The organism is Variovorax sp. YR216 (assembly GCF_900107745.1).
Lineage (GTDB): Bacteria > Pseudomonadota > Gammaproteobacteria > Burkholderiales > Burkholderiaceae_C > Variovorax.
The window spans coordinates 131,226-145,814 of sequence record NZ_FNRO01000006.1; the positions used below are offsets into that span (position 1 = coordinate 131,226).

Genomic DNA, 14,589 nt, shown 5'->3' on the forward strand with positions numbered 1-14,589 from the left:
GATGCGATGAATCACGCCGCGCCTGACAGTCTGCTTCGTGCCATGTTCGATGCGGCCGTTGCCGCTGCGCAGCCCGCCTTGTGCGTGCCCCGGCATCTTCCCGCCGCGCCCCAAGGCCGTCTGGTCGTCATCGGCGCGGGCAAGGCCTCTGCGGCGATGGCGAAGGCGGTGGAGGACCATTGGCCGGGAGACCTCTCCGGATTGGTGGTGACGCGCTACGGCTATGCGGTCCCGTGCAGCCGGATCGAGATCGTCGAAGCCGCGCATCCGGTGCCGGACGAGGCGGGCGAACGCGCGGCGAAGCGGCTCTTCGAAACGGTCGCAGGCCTCGGCGCCGACGACCTCGTGCTGTGCCTGATGTCGGGCGGCGGCTCGTCCCTGCTGCCGCTCGCGCTGCCCGGCCTCACGCTGGCCGACGAGCAGGCGCTCAACCGGGCGTTGCTGGCAAGCGGGGCGAGCATCTCCGAGATGAACTGCGTGCGCCGGCACCTGTCGGCCATCAAGGGCGGCCGGCTCGCGGCTGCGTGCAAGCCGGCGCGGGTCATCAACCTCGTGCTGTCCGATGTGCCGGGCGACGATCCGGTGGACATCGCTTCCGGACCGACGGTGCCCGACCCGACCTGTTGCAGCGATGCGCTCGAGATCCTGCGCCGCCATGCGATCGAGGTGCCGTCGCGCGCGCTGTCGCTGCTGGAAAGCGGCGAGGGCGAAAGCCTCAAGCCCGGCGACCCGCGCCTGCCCGCGATCGAGACGAGGTTCATCGCCACGCCGCAGATGGCGCTGGAGGCGGCGGCGAAGGTCGCGCGCGACGCGGGTTTCGCGGCCCACATCCTCGGCGATGCCATCGAAGGCGAAGCGCGCGAGGTCGCGAAGACGTTGGCCGGCATCGCACTCCAGGTTTCGCGCCGCGCACAGCCGGTGTCCCCACCTTGCGTGCTGCTCTCCGGCGGCGAAACCACGGTCACGGTGCGGGGCAATGGGCGAGGTGGGCGCAACGTCGAATTCCTTCTCGCGCTCGGCATCGCGCTCCACGGCGAGCAGGGCATCCATGCGCTGGCGGGCGACACCGACGGCGTCGACGGGCAGGAGGAAATCGCAGGCGCCTTGCTCGCGCCCGACACGCTCGCGCGCGCATGGCAGCGCGGGATGAATCCGCGCCGGCACCTGGACGATAACGACGGCCACGGCTTCTTCCAGTCGCTCGGCGATTCGGTTGTCACCGGCCCGACGCTCACCAACGTCAACGACTTCCGCGCGATCCTGATCAGCGCACCCCACCCCAAGGAATCCCGATGAGAAGAATCAAGCAAGCCAAGATCGTCGCGACGCTCGGACCCGCGAGCGACGAGGGCGGCACCATCCGCGCGCTGTTCGAAGCCGGCGCCGACGTCTTCCGGCTCAACTTCAGCCACGGCACGCGCGAGGACCACAAGCGCCGGCTCGACCTGATCCGCGAGGTGGAGCGCGAAAGCGGCCGGCCCATCGGCGTGCTCATCGATCTGCAGGGACCGAAGCTGCGCGTCGGCACCTTCCGCGACGGACCTGCCATGCTGGTGGAGGGCAAGGCGTTCCGGCTCGATCTCGATGCGAAGACGCCGGGCGATGCGAGCCGCGTGGCGCTGCCGCACCCTGAAATCTTTGCCGCACTGCAGACAGGCGCCGAACTGCTGCTCGACGATGGCCGCCTGCGTCTCTGCGTAGAGCGCTTCGGCCCCGACTTTGCGCAGACGCGGGTTGTGGTCGGCGGCAAGCTCTCGGACCGCAAGGGCGTCAATGTGCCCGGCGTGGTGCTGCCGCTCTCGGCGATGACCGACAAGGACCGCGCGGACCTCGACTACGGTCTTGCACTCGGCATCGACTGGGTGGCCCTGTCCTTCGTGCAGCGCGCGGAGGACATCGCGCAGGCGCGCGAGTTGATCGGTGCGCGTGCCGGCATCGTCGCCAAGCTGGAGAAGCCGGCGGCCATCGCATCGCTGGATGCGATCGTCGCGGAAGCGGATGCGGTGATGGTCGCGCGCGGCGATCTCGGCGTCGAGATGCCGGCCGAGCAGGTGCCATCGATCCAGAAGCGCATCGTCAGTGCCTGCCGTCGCGCGGGCAAGCCGGTGATCGTCGCGACGCAGATGCTCGAATCGATGGTCAACGCACCGGTGCCGACGCGCGCGGAAGCCTCGGACGTCGCGACCGCGATCTACGAAGGCGCGGATGCGGTGATGCTCTCGGCCGAATCCGCAAGCGGGCGGCATCCGGTCGAGGCGGTGAAGATGATGAGCAAGATCATCACGCACACCGAAGGCGACCCCTACTACCGCAGCGCCATCGATGCCTCGCGCTCGCAGCCGCGCGCACTGGCCGCCGATGCGATCGGCTCGGCGATGCGCGACATCACCGGCCTGCTGAACGCAGCCGCGGCGGTGGCCTACACCAGCTCGGGCTACTCGGCCCTGCGCATGGCGCGCGAGCGTCCGCAGGCGCCCATCATCGGCATGACGCCACGCCTGGCGACCGCGCGCCGCCTTGCGCTCTGCTGGGGCGTTCATGCGGTGCTCTGCCACGAGGTGGCCGACGTGCCGGAGATGAGCGACCTCGCGAGCCGCACTGCATTGAAGGAAGGTTTCGGCACGGCGGGCCAGACCGTCGTGATCTCCGCCGGCATGCCATTCGGTGCGTCGGGCACCACCAATCTGCTGCGCATCGCGCAGATCTGAAGACGCGATGAGCGCTTCGGCATTGTTGAACGCCAGTTAAGACTGGATTGACTTCGGGGCCGATTCCGAGAGCCCTTGCCTATCTACAGTGCCCTCATAAATCAAAGGAGACAGTTCGTGAAGACATGGATCATTTCCCGCCGCCTGGCGGTCGCGACCGGGGTCGCGCTGGCCTTCGGCGTCACGGCCGCATCGGCGCAGACATGGCCTACGAAGCCCATCAGCCTCGTCGTGCCTTTTCCTCCGGGCGGCAGTTCCGATGTGCTCGCACGCACGCTGACCGACAAGCTTTCGCAGAGCCTCGGGCAGACGGTCATCGTCGAGAGCAAGCCCGGCGCCGGTGCGACGCTCGGCGCCGACTACGTGGCCAAGGCGAAGCCCGACGGCTACACGCTGCTGATGGGCGCGGTGCACCACACGGTCGCGACCAGCGTCTACAAGAAGCTGCCGTACGACTTCGAAAAGAGCTTCGCGCCCGTCACCGTGCTGGCGATGGTGCCCAACGTGCTGGTGGTGAATGCGAAGAATCCGGCCACCGATGTAAAGAGCCTCGTCTCGCAGGCCAAGGCGTCGTCGAGCAAGCTCTCGTATGGCTCGAACGGAAACGGCACCGTGCAGCACCTGATCGGCACGCAGTTCGCGAGCCTGGCCGGCATCGAACTGCTGCATGTGCCCTACAAGGGCAGCGCGCCACTGACCACGGACCTGCTCGGCGGGCAGGTCGACATGTCCTTCGACACGATCACGCCGGTCATCCAGCACATCAAGGCCGGCAAGCTGCGCGCGCTGGCCGTGACCACGGCGAAGCGGTCGAGCTCGCTTCCGGATGTTCCGACGCTGGCCGAATCAGGGTTGAAGAACTTCGATCAGGGCACCTGGTTCGGCATCCTGGCGCCGAAGGACACGCCGCTGGAGATCGTGCAGAAGCTCAACGCCGAGATCGTGAAGATCACGCAGTCGCCGGAGTTCAGGAAGCGCATGGAGGAGATCGGCGCGGAGCCGGTCGGCAGCACGCCCGCCCAGATGGCCGATCAGATCCGCAGCGACACCGCGAAGTACGCTCAGCTCGTGAAGGACGCGAAGGTCACCATCGACTGATCAACGCGGCACGTACAGCACCTGCTCCAGCACCGCGGGCGCGCCGGTCACGGTCTTCACCTTGCCGGCGTCGTCGAAGGACACCTGGTACTCCGACCACGAGTCCGTCCAGTAGCGCCACACCTTGGCATCCAGGCGCGGGTTCTCGCTGGTGATCGGCCAGCCGACGGCCATGGTCACCTGTTCGCGCGTCATGCCCTCGGCGATCCTCGCGTCGCGGATGGCTTCGCGGATCGCGGGCTCGAAGGTCGCGATGCGGGCCTTGGGGTCTTCCTTGACGATGTAGCGCTCGGCGAACGGCGTCATCGCGATGTCGCGGCTGTAGTCGTTCTTCAGGCGCTGCACCTTGCCGCCGATCTGCGCGTAGACGAAGCGCATCTCATAGCCGGTGACCTGCGCCGGCGTGCCGACCGGCACGAGGCTGGTGCCGGCTTCACGGTAGTTGCCGTCGCCCATCTGCGTGCCGTAGGTGTACATGTTGCAGCACAGGTAGCCCGCGAACAGAGGGCCCTGCGGCGCTTGGGGGCGCTGTGCGTGTGCGACGGAAAGAGGAAGCGCAAGCGCGCAAGCGGCGGCCAGGGCCAGACGACGGGGCATCGGGAAGATTCTCCTTGGGTTGATCGAGCCCGCCGATGCGGGCGCGGCAGTCTAGGAGATTCCGTAACAGCCGCGCAACCTGGGTAACGCGAGGTGTCCCTAGATCAACCCACGCAATCGGCGCTGTGCCCGTTCGAGTCCGACGACCAGGCGGTTCTCGATGCTTTCGGCTTCGGTGATCCGCTCGTCGAACCATTCGGCTTCCGGACTCGCGACCTGCGACATCCGCTGCAGCATGGCACCGATGAGCGCGTTGTGGTCCTTGATGAGTCCGTCCCAGAGATCGATGTCCGCCTGGGCGCCCTGGATTTCCACGTAGCTGGCCGTCATCTTTGTCTCCTGTGCCCGTGTGGGCCGCAGCGTAGCACCGGCGGCCGGCAAGCCAAAGAGAAGAACGCAGGGGAGCGGCAAGGCGGTAAGCCTGCGCTTACCGGGCGCCGGGAGCCGCGATTTGCGCGAACTTCATCGCGAGAAAGTCCACCAGCGCCCGCACGCGCGCCGGCACGAAGCGCCCGCTCGGCAGGAGCGCGTGCAGCGGGTAGGGCTCGGTGTCCCATTCGGGCAGCAGCCGGACGAGCGCGCCGGACGCTTCGTCGTTCCGCACGTCGAGCGCGGACTTGAGCGTGATGCCGCGTCCCGCCAGCGCCCATTCGCGCGCCAGCGACGCATCGTCGGCGACGCGGTCCCCGTCCACCCGCACGTCTGTCCACTGACCGCCGCGCGCGAAACGCCACACGCGCTGGCGGCGGCCGCTGCGGTGGAAGGTCAGGCAGTTGTGGTGCGCGAGGTCCTGCGGCGTCTGCGGCGCGGGATGCCGGCGCAGGTAGTCCGGCGACGCGCACAACACCGGGCGGGACTCGGCCAGGCGGCGCGCGACCAGGCGTGAATCCGACAGCACGCCGTAGCGCAGCGCGACATCGACTTCGTCGCGGGTCACGTCCAGCGGGCGGTCGCCGACCGACAGCGCCAGCTGCAGGCCCGGGTGCAGGTCCAGGAACTCGTCGAACCACGCCAGCAGCGTGACGCGGGTCAGGTCGGACGGCGCGGCCACGCGAACCGTGCCGACCAGCGCGCCGCGATCGGCCGACACCTGCGACTCGGCTTCCTCCAGCAGTTCGAAGGCGCGCGCGGCGTAGTCGAGCAGGGTCTGCCCCTGCGGGGTGAGGCGCATCGCCCGGGTGGAGCGCTCGAAGAGCCGCGCACCCAGTTGCGCCTCCAGCCGCTTGAGCGCCGCACTTGCGGCCGCCGGGGTGATGCCAAGCGCACCCGCGGCGGCGGTGAGTGTTCCGTTGCGCGCGGTGTGCACGAGCACGCGCAGGTCGGCCAGATTTTCAATTTTCATTTGAAACTGAAGCTATTTACATCCGGTTATCAAACTCGGATTGTGTCTCTACATTCGTGGCATTGTTCATCTGCCGCATTGAAAGGACCCCATGAAAGCCGTCGGCTACCGCCAATCCCTTCCCATCGACGACCCCGCATCGCTCGAGGATCTCGAACTGCCCGAGCCGACGCCGGCCGCGCGCGACCTGCTGGTCCGCGTGAAGGCGATCTCGGTGAACCCGGTCGACACGAAAGTGCGAAAGAACGCAGCGCCCGAGGCCGGGCAGGTCAAGGTCCTGGGCTGGGATGCAGTCGGCATCGTCGAAGCGGTCGGGCCGCAGGTCGGCGGCTTCAGGCCGGGCGACCGCGTGTACTACGCCGGGTCGGTCATCCGTCCCGGCGCGAACAGCGAACTGCACGCGGTCGACGAGCGCATTGCCGCCCTCGCGCCGCGCACCCTCGACGATGCGCAGGCGGCCGCGCTGCCGCTGACCACGATCACCGCCTATGAGTTGCTCTTCGACCGGCTCGGTGTCGCCAAGGGCGGCGGTGCCGGGCAGACGCTGCTGGTCACGGGGGGCGCGGGCGGCGTGGGGTCCATCCTGATCCAGCTCGCCCGGCAACTGACTCAGTTGCGCGTGATCGCCACCGCCTCGCGGCCGGAGACGCGCGACTGGTGCCTGTCATTGGGCGCGCACGCAGTCATCGACCATTCGCGACCGCTCGCGGCCGAGCTCAAGGCCGCGGGCATCGGCCAGGTCGATAGGGTGGCCAGCCTGACGCAGACCCAGCAGCACTACGCGCAGATCATCGAAGCGCTCAAGCCGCAGGGACAGCTCGCGGTGATCGACGACATGCCGGTGCTGGACGCCATGCCGCTGAAGACCAAGTCGATCTCGCTGCACTGGGAGATGATGTTCGCGCGGTCGCGCTTCGAAACGCCGGACATGCCACGCCAGGGCGAGCTGCTGGCCGAAGTCGCGGCGCTCGTCGATGCCGGGCGCATCCGCACCACGGCCAATGCCAGCTTCGGTGCGATCAACGCGGCGAACCTGCGCCGTGCCCATGCGTTGATCGAAAGTGGCAGGGCGCAGGGCAAGGTGGTGCTTGAGGGGTTCTGAGTTCGCGGAGATATGCGAAATCGCCATACCGAAAGAACAACTCATTCGTTTCCTTGCGGCAGGTGCTCCAGACAATCGAAGCGCTTCCACACCCGAATCCGGACATCCACATGACAACGCTTCGTCTCGGCGACACCGCCCCCGATTTCACCCAGGACTCCAGCGAGGGTCCGATCGCGTTCTATAACTGGGCAGGCGACTCTTGGGTCGTGCTGTTCTCGCACCCGGCCGACTTCACGCCGGTCTGCACCACCGAGCTGGGCAAGACGGCTGCGCTGTCGGGCGAGTTCGCCAAACGTGGCGTCAAGCCGATCGCGGTCAGCGTCGATCCGGCCGACAAGCACAAGGAATGGATTGGCGACATCAACGACACGCAGAACACGACGGTCGATTTCCCGATCCTCGCGGATGCGGACCGCAAGGTGGCCGATCTGTACGACCTGATCCACCCGAATGCCTCCACCACCGCGACGGTGCGCAGCGTGTTCATCATCGATCCGAAGAAGGTGATCCGCACCACCATCACCTATCCGGCGAGCACCGGCCGCAACTTCGACGAGATCCTCCGGGTCATCGATTCGCTGCAGCTCACCGACAGCCACAAGGTGGCGACGCCGGTGAACTGGAAGGACGGCGACGACGTGGTCATCCTTCCCAGCCTGCAGGACCCGGCGGAACTCGCCGAGCGTTTCCCGAAGGGCTACAAGGCAGTGCGTCCGTACTTGCGCGTCACCCCGCAGCCGAACAAGTGAGCCTCGGCGCGACGCGGCCCGGTTGGGCACACGCACCGTTGGCCAGGCGAGTGAGTCAGCCTCCAGCAAGGTTTGCGAGAGCGCAATGAATCGTTGATCGACCCCTCGTCCGGCGGTTGCGAATCGCGGGGTTCGGGGGCACGATATCGCGGCACTGCCGAGACGGGTCGACACCCCCGTCGTCGTCTGCGGCACGGTGCTAAACCGCACGACGACGCCGATGTTCTTCCTCTGGCCTGACGTCCTCTGGGTGCTGATCCTGCTGCCACTGCTGCCGGCGGCCTACGTCTGGTTGCTGCGGCGCCGCAGCAGGGCGGCGTTGCGCTTCAGCAGCCTGAGCGTGGTGCGCGGCGCGGTGGGGCGCACATGGCGGCGGCATCTGCCGCCGGCGCTGTTCCTGCTGGCGCTCATCGGGCTGGTCCTTGCGGCGGCGCGACCGGTGGCACGCGTGCCGCTGCCCTGGATGCGGTCATCGGTCATGCTGGCCATCGACGTGTCGCTCAGCATGCGCGTCAGCGACGTCAAGCCGACACGGATCGCGGCGGCGCAGGAGGCCGCGAAGTCATTCCTGCGCGAGTTGCCGAAGAACATCGAAGTCGGCCTGGTGACCTTCGCAGGCAGCGGCCAGGTCGCCCAGCGCATGACGCTCGACCGCGAGGCGCTCGTCACCACCATCGATGGCATCCAGATGCAGATGGGCACCGCGATCGGGAACGGGATCGTGCTGTGCCTGGCGGAGCTCTTCCCGGAGCAGGGCATCGAACTCGACGACCTCGACACGCCGAGCACGCGCTACGGGCGCAGCCTGGACAAGAAGGAGAAGTCGCCGGTCAAGGAATTCACGCCGGTGGCGCCGGGGTCGTACGACTCCGCTGCCATCATCCTGCTCAGCGACGGCCGCCGCACCACCGGTGTCGACACGCTGGAAGCCGCGAAGATGGCCGCCGATCGCGGCGTCCGCATCTACGTGATCGGGCTCGGCACGGTCGACGGCGACGTTCCCACGGCCGATGGGCTGGCGATCTACATGCAGCTCGACGAGCCGACGCTGCGCGAAGTGGCGCGCATGACCGCCGGCGAATACCACCACGCAGGCACCGCGGAAATGCTGCACAGCGTCTACCGGAACCTCGGCACGCGCGTGCAGGTGCTGACGCGCGAGACCGAGCTGTCCGGCATGGTGACGCTGATCTCGGCCGTGTTCGCGATCGCTGCGGGGGTGCTTTCGTTCGTGTGGTTCGGGCGCACCGGTTGATGAAGGCCGTCAGGTGCGCTCTTCGTGCCCGAACAGCCGCGCGATGCCCCCGCGCAGGTGCGCCTCCATCGCGTGCCGCGCGGCATCGGCATCCTGCCGCTCGATGGCCTGCTCCACGGCCGCGTGTTCCTGGCACACCCCGGCCCGGCGCTCGCCTTGCGGGCGCCCTGCGAGGCTGCGCGAGAGCCCGATGCTGAAGCGCGTCTGCGGCGCCAGTGCCGTCATCGTCATGCTGAAGAAGCGGTTGCCGCAGGCCTGCGCCACCGCGTCGTGGAAGGCGACGTCTTCTTCGATGGCATCGCTGCCGGCCGCCAAGGCCTGATCGAAGCGCTCGCGGCAGCGGCGGATGTGGTGCATTTCGTCGGCGGTGCGCATCCGCGCCGCCCGGGCGGCGGCCTCGCCTTCCATGAAGCACCGGAATTCCAGAAAGGCGCGGATGTCCGCGATGTTCTTCAAGGTGCTCATTGAAACGGGCCTGGCTTGCGGCAACGCGTCGGTGACGAAGTTGCCCGAGCCTTTGCGCACGTAGATGCGGCCTTCTTCACGCAGGCGCGCAAGCGCCTGTCGCAGCACCGGGCGCGATACGCCCAGGCGCTGCGACAGGGCGGTCTCGCCGGGCAAGCGTGCACGCGGCTCGAAGCCCGGGGTGCCCAGCAACTGGAGCAGGTCTTCATAGACCTTGTCGCCGAGCAGGCGGTCCGCCTTGTGCGTTGGCGGGGTCGCGTCCGCGGCGTCTGAAACGCTTGTATTCATATAACAGCTATTTACAGGGAAATCGTGAGAAGCAGGCGCTCTCCGTGTGAGGACAATTTGCGTCAGGCGCAAACCGGTCTGCGAATCGACCTCAAAGATATAAAAAGCTGTAAATCATGTCAACCATCCGCTGCCTCCGAACCTACCGGGTGCCGGACAGGCCCAGCCTGATCTGGCTCGAACTCGAGACGAGCGACGGCCTCGTCGGCCTTGGCGAAACCTTCCGCGGCGCGGTGTCGGTCGAGACCTGCCTGCACGACGAGCTCGCGCCCTGGCTGCTGGGGCGCGACGCGCGGCATATCGAAGGCATTTCGCGCCACCTGCTCACGCCGTACGTGGGCTACAACGGCTCGGGCGTGGAAGTGCGCTCGGCCAGCGCGATCGACATTGCCCTGTGGGACCTCGCCGGCCAGCGGCAGGGCGTGCCGATCCACGAGGCGCTCGGGGGCGCGGCGCGCGAGAGCGTGCCGGTCTACAACACCTGCGCGGGCTATGCCTACAACACGAACGGCAGGCGTCGCGACATCGGTGACGAGGACAGGCCCCAGGGCCCCTACGACGACCAGGTCGCCTTCATGCACGACGCCGGCGAACTCGCGCGCAGCCTGCTCGACGAGGGTTACAAGGCCATGAAGATCTGGCCGTTCGACATCTACGCGCCCAAGAGCGGCGGCCACCTCATCAGCCTGCCCGATCTCGAAAAGGGCCTGGCGCCGTTCCGCAAGATCCGCGAGGCGGTCGGCAACCGGATCGAGGTGATGTGCGAGCTGCACAGCCTCTTCGGCGGCCACTCGGCCCTGCGCATCTGCCAGGCGCTGGAGGACTACGACGTGTTCTGGGTCGAGGACCCGCTGTGCAAGATGGACGATTACGTCGCGCTCGCCGACCTGCGGCGCCGCACGCGCGTGCCGGTGTGCGGCAGCGAGACGCTGGGCGGCCTGCGCCCTTTCCGCGACCTGCTGGCCAACGATGCCCTCGACGTGGTGATGCTGGACCTCGCGTGGTGCGGCGGCTTCAGCGAAGGGCGCAAGATCGCGGCGCTGGCGCAGGCCTACAACCGGCCGCTGGCGCCGCACGACTGCACCGGCCCGGTCACGCTGATGGCCGGCCTGCAGATGGCGCTGCATGCGCCGACGGCGATCTACCAGGAGGTGGTCCGCGCCACGCTGGCCACCTGGTATCGCGACATCGTCACCGACCTGCCGGTGATCCGCGACGGCATGGCGCAGCCCACCGTGGCCGCCGGGCTGGGCACGCGTCTCGCGGACAGCTTCAAGCGGCGGCCCGATCTCATCGTTCGCGAAAGCCGCTAGCCATGCATATCCAGATCGTCGGGCTCCATGCGCCCAACGCGCCGCGCTTGCGCGAACTCCTCGGCCCAGGGCACGAGGTCGAAGCGTTGCAGGCCTTTCCCGAAGCAGGCGCGATCCAGTCGGACGTCGTCATCAGCAACAGCATCAGCGCCGAGGAAGCGGCCCGCCTGCGCTGCCGGCTGGTCCATGTGCCCGGCGCCGGATCGGAGCAGATCGCCTGCCGATCGCTGCCTGCCGGCACGACGGTGTGCAACGTGCACGGCCACGAAGTGCCGATCGCGGAGTTCACGCTCCACGCCATCCTGGAGCACGGCCTGCAACTCTGGCAGTACCCGTCGCGCCTGGACGCCGACGCCTGGGCGACGGCCTACGCCAACCGGCCGCAGCATGAAGAGGCGCACGGCAAGACGCTTGCGATCGTGGGCTTCGGCCACATCGGACAGGAGATCGCGCGCCGCGCGCGGGCCCTGGGCATGCACTTGATCGCCGTGACGCGCAGCGGCCGGCCGGGCCCGGCGGAACTGGCCGACGAGTTCGTCGCCGTGTCGGCGCTGGACGATGTGCTGCCCCGCACCCGGTTCCTCGTGATCTGCTGTCCGCTCGACGACAGCACCCGGGGCCTGGTCGGCGCACGCCAGCTCGCGCTGCTGCCCGCGGAGGCCCTGCTGGTGAATGTGGCGCGCGCCGAGGTGGTCGACGAGCAGGCGCTGTACGAAGCCCTGCGCGACCAGCGCCTCGCACGGGCGGTGCTCGACGTCTGGTACCAGTACCCGAAGAAGGGCCAGCCGCCCGTGAACCCTTCGCGCTGGCCGCTGCACGCGCTGCCCAATGTCCGCGCCACGCCCCACATCTCGGCCCTGACGCCGGCGCTGCTCGACCGGCGCTACCGGTTCATGGCCGACAACATCCTCCGGCTGCAACAGGGGCAGCCGCTGCGGAACGTCATCTACCAGGCGACCTGATCGCGCACGGCTTCCTTCGCGTCCACACATCCACGGAGACATCCATGAAAGCAGAGATTTCCACCACCCCGCCCGTCCCCGCCATGGCCCGGCGCGCGCTGCTCGGCATGGCCGCCGTGGCGATGCTGGCGGGTGCGTCCCTGCCGGTCCATGCGCAGGACGCGGCGGCGAACTACCCCAACAAGATGATCCGGATCATCGTGCCCAACCCGCCGGGCGGCACCTCCGACGTGCTGGGGCGCCTGCTCGGCAAGGAGCTGGGCGACGCGTTCAAGCAGACGGTCATCGTGGAGAACAAGGCCGGCGGCAACGGCCACATCGGCGCGGCGTTCGTGGCCAAGTCCGCGCCCGACGGCTACACCCTGCTGCTGCTCGACATGAGCGTGCTGACCATCGGCCCGAGCGTGGTGCCGCAGCTCACCTACAACCCGGAGAAGGACCTCGCGCCGATCGCGATCCCGGCCTATTCGCCGCACCTGCTGGTGGTGCGCAAGGACCTGCCGGTGAAGAACATCGACGAGCTGGCCGCCTACGCGAAGAAGAGCGGCAAGCCCGTCAGCTTCGGCACGCCGCTGGCGTCCATCAGCCAGCTGGCCGGCATCCTGCTCGCGCAGAACCGGGGCTTCGAGTTCAACGTGATCGGCTACAAGGGCGGCTCGCAGGCCCTGGCCGATCTCGCCGGCGGCCAGATCGACAGCGCCATGGCGAGCGTGGTCGCCACCAACCCGCTGGTGCAGGGCGGCAAGGTCAAGGCGATCGCGGTCACCAGCGCCAAGCCGTTCGCGGCGACGCCGGGTGTGCCGACCGTGGCATCGCAGATCCCCGATTTCGTCACCGGCTCGTGGCAGGGACTGCTGGCGCCCGCCAACACGCCGCCGGCCGTGCTCGACAAGCTGCAGACGGCCGTTGCGCGTATCGTGGCGCAGCCCGAGTTCGCCAGGCATCTGCAGGAGCTCGGCTCCGAGCCGTCGCCGATGACCCGACAGCAGATCGCCGAATGGATGCGCGCCGAATCCCAGCGCTGGGGCAAGGTGGTCAAGGACAACAACATCAAGGCGGAGTAGGGAAGAGCGCGTGCGCCGTCACAGGCCGGCGAAGGCGCGACGCACGAGCAGCACCGCGAGAGCGGTCATGGTCAGGCCCACGAGCGCGTCCAGCGCCTGCCAGGCCCTCGGCCGCGCGAACCAGGGCGCGAGCCAGCGCGCGCCGTAGCCGAGCAGCCCGAACCAGCACAGGCTCGCCGCGCTCGCGCCCGCCACGAACCAGCCCCGCAGCGCCGCGGGCTGCTGAGCGCCGATGCTGCCGACGAGCAGCACGGTGTCGAGGTACACATGCGGGTTGAGCAGCGTGAAGCCCGCCGCCTGCGCCAGTACGGCGGCACGGCCCGGATTCGCCGTTCCCTCCGCCGCGTGCAGGCTGTTCGCGCGGCGCGCGCGCCGCAGCGCCTGGACGCCGTAGGCCGCGAGGAAGGCTGCGCCGGCCAGCGCGAGCACCCGTGCCAGGCCGGGGCGATCCCCGAGCGCATGCGCCACGCCCAGCACGCCTGCCGCGATCAGGACGCCATCCGCCACCGCGCAGAACAGCACCACGCCGCCCACGTGCTCGCGGCGCAGACCCTGACGCAGCACGAAGGCGTTCTGCGCACCGATCGCGACGATGAGCCCGAACGAGAGGGCCAGTCCCTGGATGAAGACGGGAAAGGCGAGGGAAGCGTTGGCCAGGAGCATGGGCATGTGCCGAGCTTGCCTGCGCGATGGGCTGAAGACAAACTATCTCTGCTAATCCAGATTTAGAGAAACTGATCCGATGCTCGACTATTCGGCACTCTCCGCGCTGGCCGCCGTGATCCGTGAAGGCAGCTTCGATCGCGCGGCGCGCGCGCTGCACGTCACGCCCTCGGCCATCTCGCAACGCATCCGCCTGCTCGAGGAGCGCGTGGGCTGCGCGCTGGTCGTGCGTGGGCAACCTTGCACGGCCACCGAGACCGGCCGGCGCTTGTGCCAGCACGTGGACCGGGTCCGCCTGCTCGAGCAGACACTGGAGGGCGCGCTGCCGGCGCTTGCGCCCGCGGGCGTCGCGCGGGTCCCGCTGCCTGTCGCAGTGAACGCCGACAGCCTCGCGACCTGGTTCGCGCCGGCGGTGGCCGCGTTCGCGGCGGAGGCGCCGGTGCTCATGGAAATCGCCGTGGACGACCAGGACCACACCGCCGAGTGGCTCCGCAGCGGCGCGGTGCTCGCCGCGGTGACCGGCACCGCGCGGCCGGCCGCAGGCTGCGACAGCCGGCCGCTTGGCGTGATGCGCTACGTCGCGGCGGCCAGTCCGGCTTTCGTGGCGCGGCATTTCCCGCGGGGCGTCGGGGCGCGCAGTCTGGCGGCCGCGCCCAGCCTGGTGTTCAACCGCAAGGACGCACTGCAGGCGCGCTGGGCGCGGCGCCTGTGCCATCGGCATGTCGAGCTGCCGCGGCACGCGCTGCCGTCCTCGCACGCCTTCGTCGCGGCGTCCCTGGCCGGCATGGGCTGGGGGCTGCATCCGCTGGTGCTGGTCGCAGCGCATCTTCGCGACGGGTCGCTGGTCGAACTGGTGCCCGACACGCCGCTGGACGTGCCCCTGCATTGGCAGCAGGCGCGCGCGGCCTCGGGCCTGCTCGACGGCCTGACCCGCCAGCTCGTCGCCGCCGCGCGGAAGGCGCTGCTGCCGGCCTGAGCGG

General features: G+C 68.8%; 15 protein-coding genes. 10 read left to right on the top strand and 5 right to left on the bottom strand.

Annotation, left to right across the window (positions count from 1 at the left end; genetic code table 11):
- Positions 1-6: 6 nt before the first annotated feature.
- The 3 genes from BLW05_RS18110 to BLW05_RS18120 all read left to right on the top strand — a co-directional run bounded on the left by BLW05_RS18110 (position 7) and on the right by BLW05_RS18120 (position 3,806).
- Complete coding sequence (locus BLW05_RS18110) at positions 7-1,296, top strand: glycerate kinase type-2 family protein (protein WP_093164976.1); 1,290 nt, start codon at positions 7-9, stop codon at positions 1,294-1,296.
- Positions 1,293-2,708 (top strand): pyruvate kinase, encoded by a 1,416-nt coding sequence (pyk, locus tag BLW05_RS18115; RefSeq protein WP_093164757.1) that lies wholly within the window; start codon positions 1,293-1,295, stop codon positions 2,706-2,708. The genes BLW05_RS18110 and pyk overlap by 4 nt, the downstream gene beginning before the upstream one ends.
- Positions 2,709-2,825: 117 nt before the next feature.
- Positions 2,826-3,806, top strand: coding sequence for a Bug family tripartite tricarboxylate transporter substrate binding protein (locus BLW05_RS18120; protein WP_371126947.1), 981 nt, complete (start codon positions 2,826-2,828; stop codon positions 3,804-3,806).
- Here the strand turns inward: BLW05_RS18120 and BLW05_RS18125 are convergent, their stop codons facing one another.
- The 3 genes from BLW05_RS18125 to BLW05_RS18135 all read right to left on the bottom strand — a co-directional run bounded on the left by BLW05_RS18125 (position 3,807) and on the right by BLW05_RS18135 (position 5,745).
- Complete coding sequence (locus tag BLW05_RS18125) at positions 3,807-4,403, bottom strand: cell envelope protein SmpA (protein ID WP_093164758.1); 597 nt, start codon at positions 4,401-4,403, stop codon at positions 3,807-3,809.
- 99 nt (positions 4,404-4,502) lie between these two features.
- Complete coding sequence (locus BLW05_RS18130) at positions 4,503-4,733, bottom strand: hypothetical protein (RefSeq protein WP_093164759.1); 231 nt, start codon at positions 4,731-4,733, stop codon at positions 4,503-4,505.
- Between the two features lie 97 nt (positions 4,734-4,830).
- A complete protein-coding gene (locus BLW05_RS18135; protein WP_093164761.1) occupies positions 4,831-5,745 on the bottom strand; it encodes a LysR family transcriptional regulator in 915 nt (304 codons plus the stop codon).
- A gap of 91 nt (positions 5,746-5,836) precedes the next feature.
- On the opposite strand from BLW05_RS18135, the gene BLW05_RS18140 reads away from it, so the two are divergent.
- The 3 genes from BLW05_RS18140 (at position 5,837) to BLW05_RS18150 (ending at position 8,854) form a co-directional block, all read left to right on the top strand.
- A complete protein-coding gene (locus BLW05_RS18140; protein WP_093164762.1) occupies positions 5,837-6,847 on the top strand; it encodes a zinc-binding alcohol dehydrogenase family protein in 1,011 nt (336 codons plus the stop codon).
- Positions 6,848-6,957: 110 nt separating this feature from the next.
- On the top strand, positions 6,958-7,599 hold the full coding sequence (locus BLW05_RS18145; protein ID WP_093164764.1) for a peroxiredoxin: 642 nt from the start codon (positions 6,958-6,960) through the stop codon (positions 7,597-7,599).
- 220 nt (positions 7,600-7,819) lie between these two features.
- The gene (locus BLW05_RS18150) at positions 7,820-8,854 is read left to right on the top strand and encodes a VWA domain-containing protein (protein ID WP_093164765.1); all 1,035 of its coding nucleotides are present in this window, start codon (positions 7,820-7,822) and stop codon (positions 8,852-8,854) included.
- Between the two features lie 9 nt (positions 8,855-8,863).
- Here BLW05_RS18150 and BLW05_RS18155 read toward each other — a convergent pair whose 3' ends face one another.
- On the bottom strand, positions 8,864-9,607 hold the full coding sequence (locus tag BLW05_RS18155) for a FadR/GntR family transcriptional regulator (protein ID WP_093164767.1): 744 nt from the start codon (positions 9,605-9,607) through the stop codon (positions 8,864-8,866).
- 116 nt (positions 9,608-9,723) lie between these two features.
- Between BLW05_RS18155 and BLW05_RS18160 the strand changes: the two genes are divergently transcribed.
- The 3 genes from BLW05_RS18160 to BLW05_RS18170 are packed head-to-tail and all read left to right on the top strand — an operon-like array spanning position 9,724 to position 12,946.
- Positions 9,724-10,920, top strand: coding sequence for a mandelate racemase/muconate lactonizing enzyme family protein (locus tag BLW05_RS18160; RefSeq protein WP_093164768.1), 1,197 nt, complete (start codon positions 9,724-9,726; stop codon positions 10,918-10,920).
- A 2-nt stretch (positions 10,921-10,922) separates the two neighbouring features.
- On the top strand, positions 10,923-11,882 hold the full coding sequence (locus tag BLW05_RS18165; protein ID WP_093164770.1) for a 2-hydroxyacid dehydrogenase: 960 nt from the start codon (positions 10,923-10,925) through the stop codon (positions 11,880-11,882).
- Positions 11,883-11,926: 44 nt separating this feature from the next.
- Positions 11,927-12,946 (top strand): Bug family tripartite tricarboxylate transporter substrate binding protein, encoded by a 1,020-nt coding sequence (locus BLW05_RS18170; protein ID WP_093164772.1) that lies wholly within the window; start codon positions 11,927-11,929, stop codon positions 12,944-12,946.
- Positions 12,947-12,964: 18 nt separating this feature from the next.
- Here BLW05_RS18170 and BLW05_RS18175 read toward each other — a convergent pair whose 3' ends face one another.
- Entirely contained in the window at positions 12,965-13,615 is a 651-nt protein-coding gene (locus tag BLW05_RS18175) for a LysE/ArgO family amino acid transporter (RefSeq protein ID WP_371126948.1), read from the bottom strand.
- 73 nt (positions 13,616-13,688) lie between these two features.
- Here BLW05_RS18175 and BLW05_RS18180 point away from each other — a divergent pair, with 73 nt between their 5' ends.
- On the top strand, positions 13,689-14,585 hold the full coding sequence (locus BLW05_RS18180) for a LysR family transcriptional regulator ArgP (protein ID WP_093164773.1): 897 nt from the start codon (positions 13,689-13,691) through the stop codon (positions 14,583-14,585).
- The last annotated feature ends 4 nt before the right edge of the window (positions 14,586-14,589 follow it).

Coding starts and splice junctions, on each gene's coding strand:
- BLW05_RS18150 (WP_093164765.1), top strand. CDS start 7,820: ATGTTCTTCCTCTGGCCTGACGTCCTCTGGGTGCTGATCCTGCTGCCA.
- BLW05_RS18160 (WP_093164768.1), top strand. CDS start 9,724: ATGTCAACCATCCGCTGCCTCCGAACCTACCGGGTGCCGGACAGGCCC.
- BLW05_RS18110 (WP_093164976.1), top strand. CDS start 7: ATGAATCACGCCGCGCCTGACAGTCTGCTTCGTGCCATGTTCGATGCG.
- pyk (WP_093164757.1), top strand. CDS start 1,293: ATGAGAAGAATCAAGCAAGCCAAGATCGTCGCGACGCTCGGACCCGCG.
- BLW05_RS18175 (WP_371126948.1), bottom strand. CDS start 13,615: ATGCCCATGCTCCTGGCCAACGCTTCCCTCGCCTTTCCCGTCTTCATC.
- BLW05_RS18155 (WP_093164767.1), bottom strand. CDS start 9,607: ATGAATACAAGCGTTTCAGACGCCGCGGACGCGACCCCGCCAACGCAC.
- BLW05_RS18145 (WP_093164764.1), top strand. CDS start 6,958: ATGACAACGCTTCGTCTCGGCGACACCGCCCCCGATTTCACCCAGGAC.
- BLW05_RS18140 (WP_093164762.1), top strand. CDS start 5,837: ATGAAAGCCGTCGGCTACCGCCAATCCCTTCCCATCGACGACCCCGCA.
- BLW05_RS18130 (WP_093164759.1), bottom strand. CDS start 4,733: ATGACGGCCAGCTACGTGGAAATCCAGGGCGCCCAGGCGGACATCGAT.
- BLW05_RS18180 (WP_093164773.1), top strand. CDS start 13,689: ATGCTCGACTATTCGGCACTCTCCGCGCTGGCCGCCGTGATCCGTGAA.
- BLW05_RS18135 (WP_093164761.1), bottom strand. CDS start 5,745: ATGAAAATTGAAAATCTGGCCGACCTGCGCGTGCTCGTGCACACCGCG.
- BLW05_RS18170 (WP_093164772.1), top strand. CDS start 11,927: ATGAAAGCAGAGATTTCCACCACCCCGCCCGTCCCCGCCATGGCCCGG.
- BLW05_RS18125 (WP_093164758.1), bottom strand. CDS start 4,403: ATGCCCCGTCGTCTGGCCCTGGCCGCCGCTTGCGCGCTTGCGCTTCCT.
- BLW05_RS18165 (WP_093164770.1), top strand. CDS start 10,923: ATGCATATCCAGATCGTCGGGCTCCATGCGCCCAACGCGCCGCGCTTG.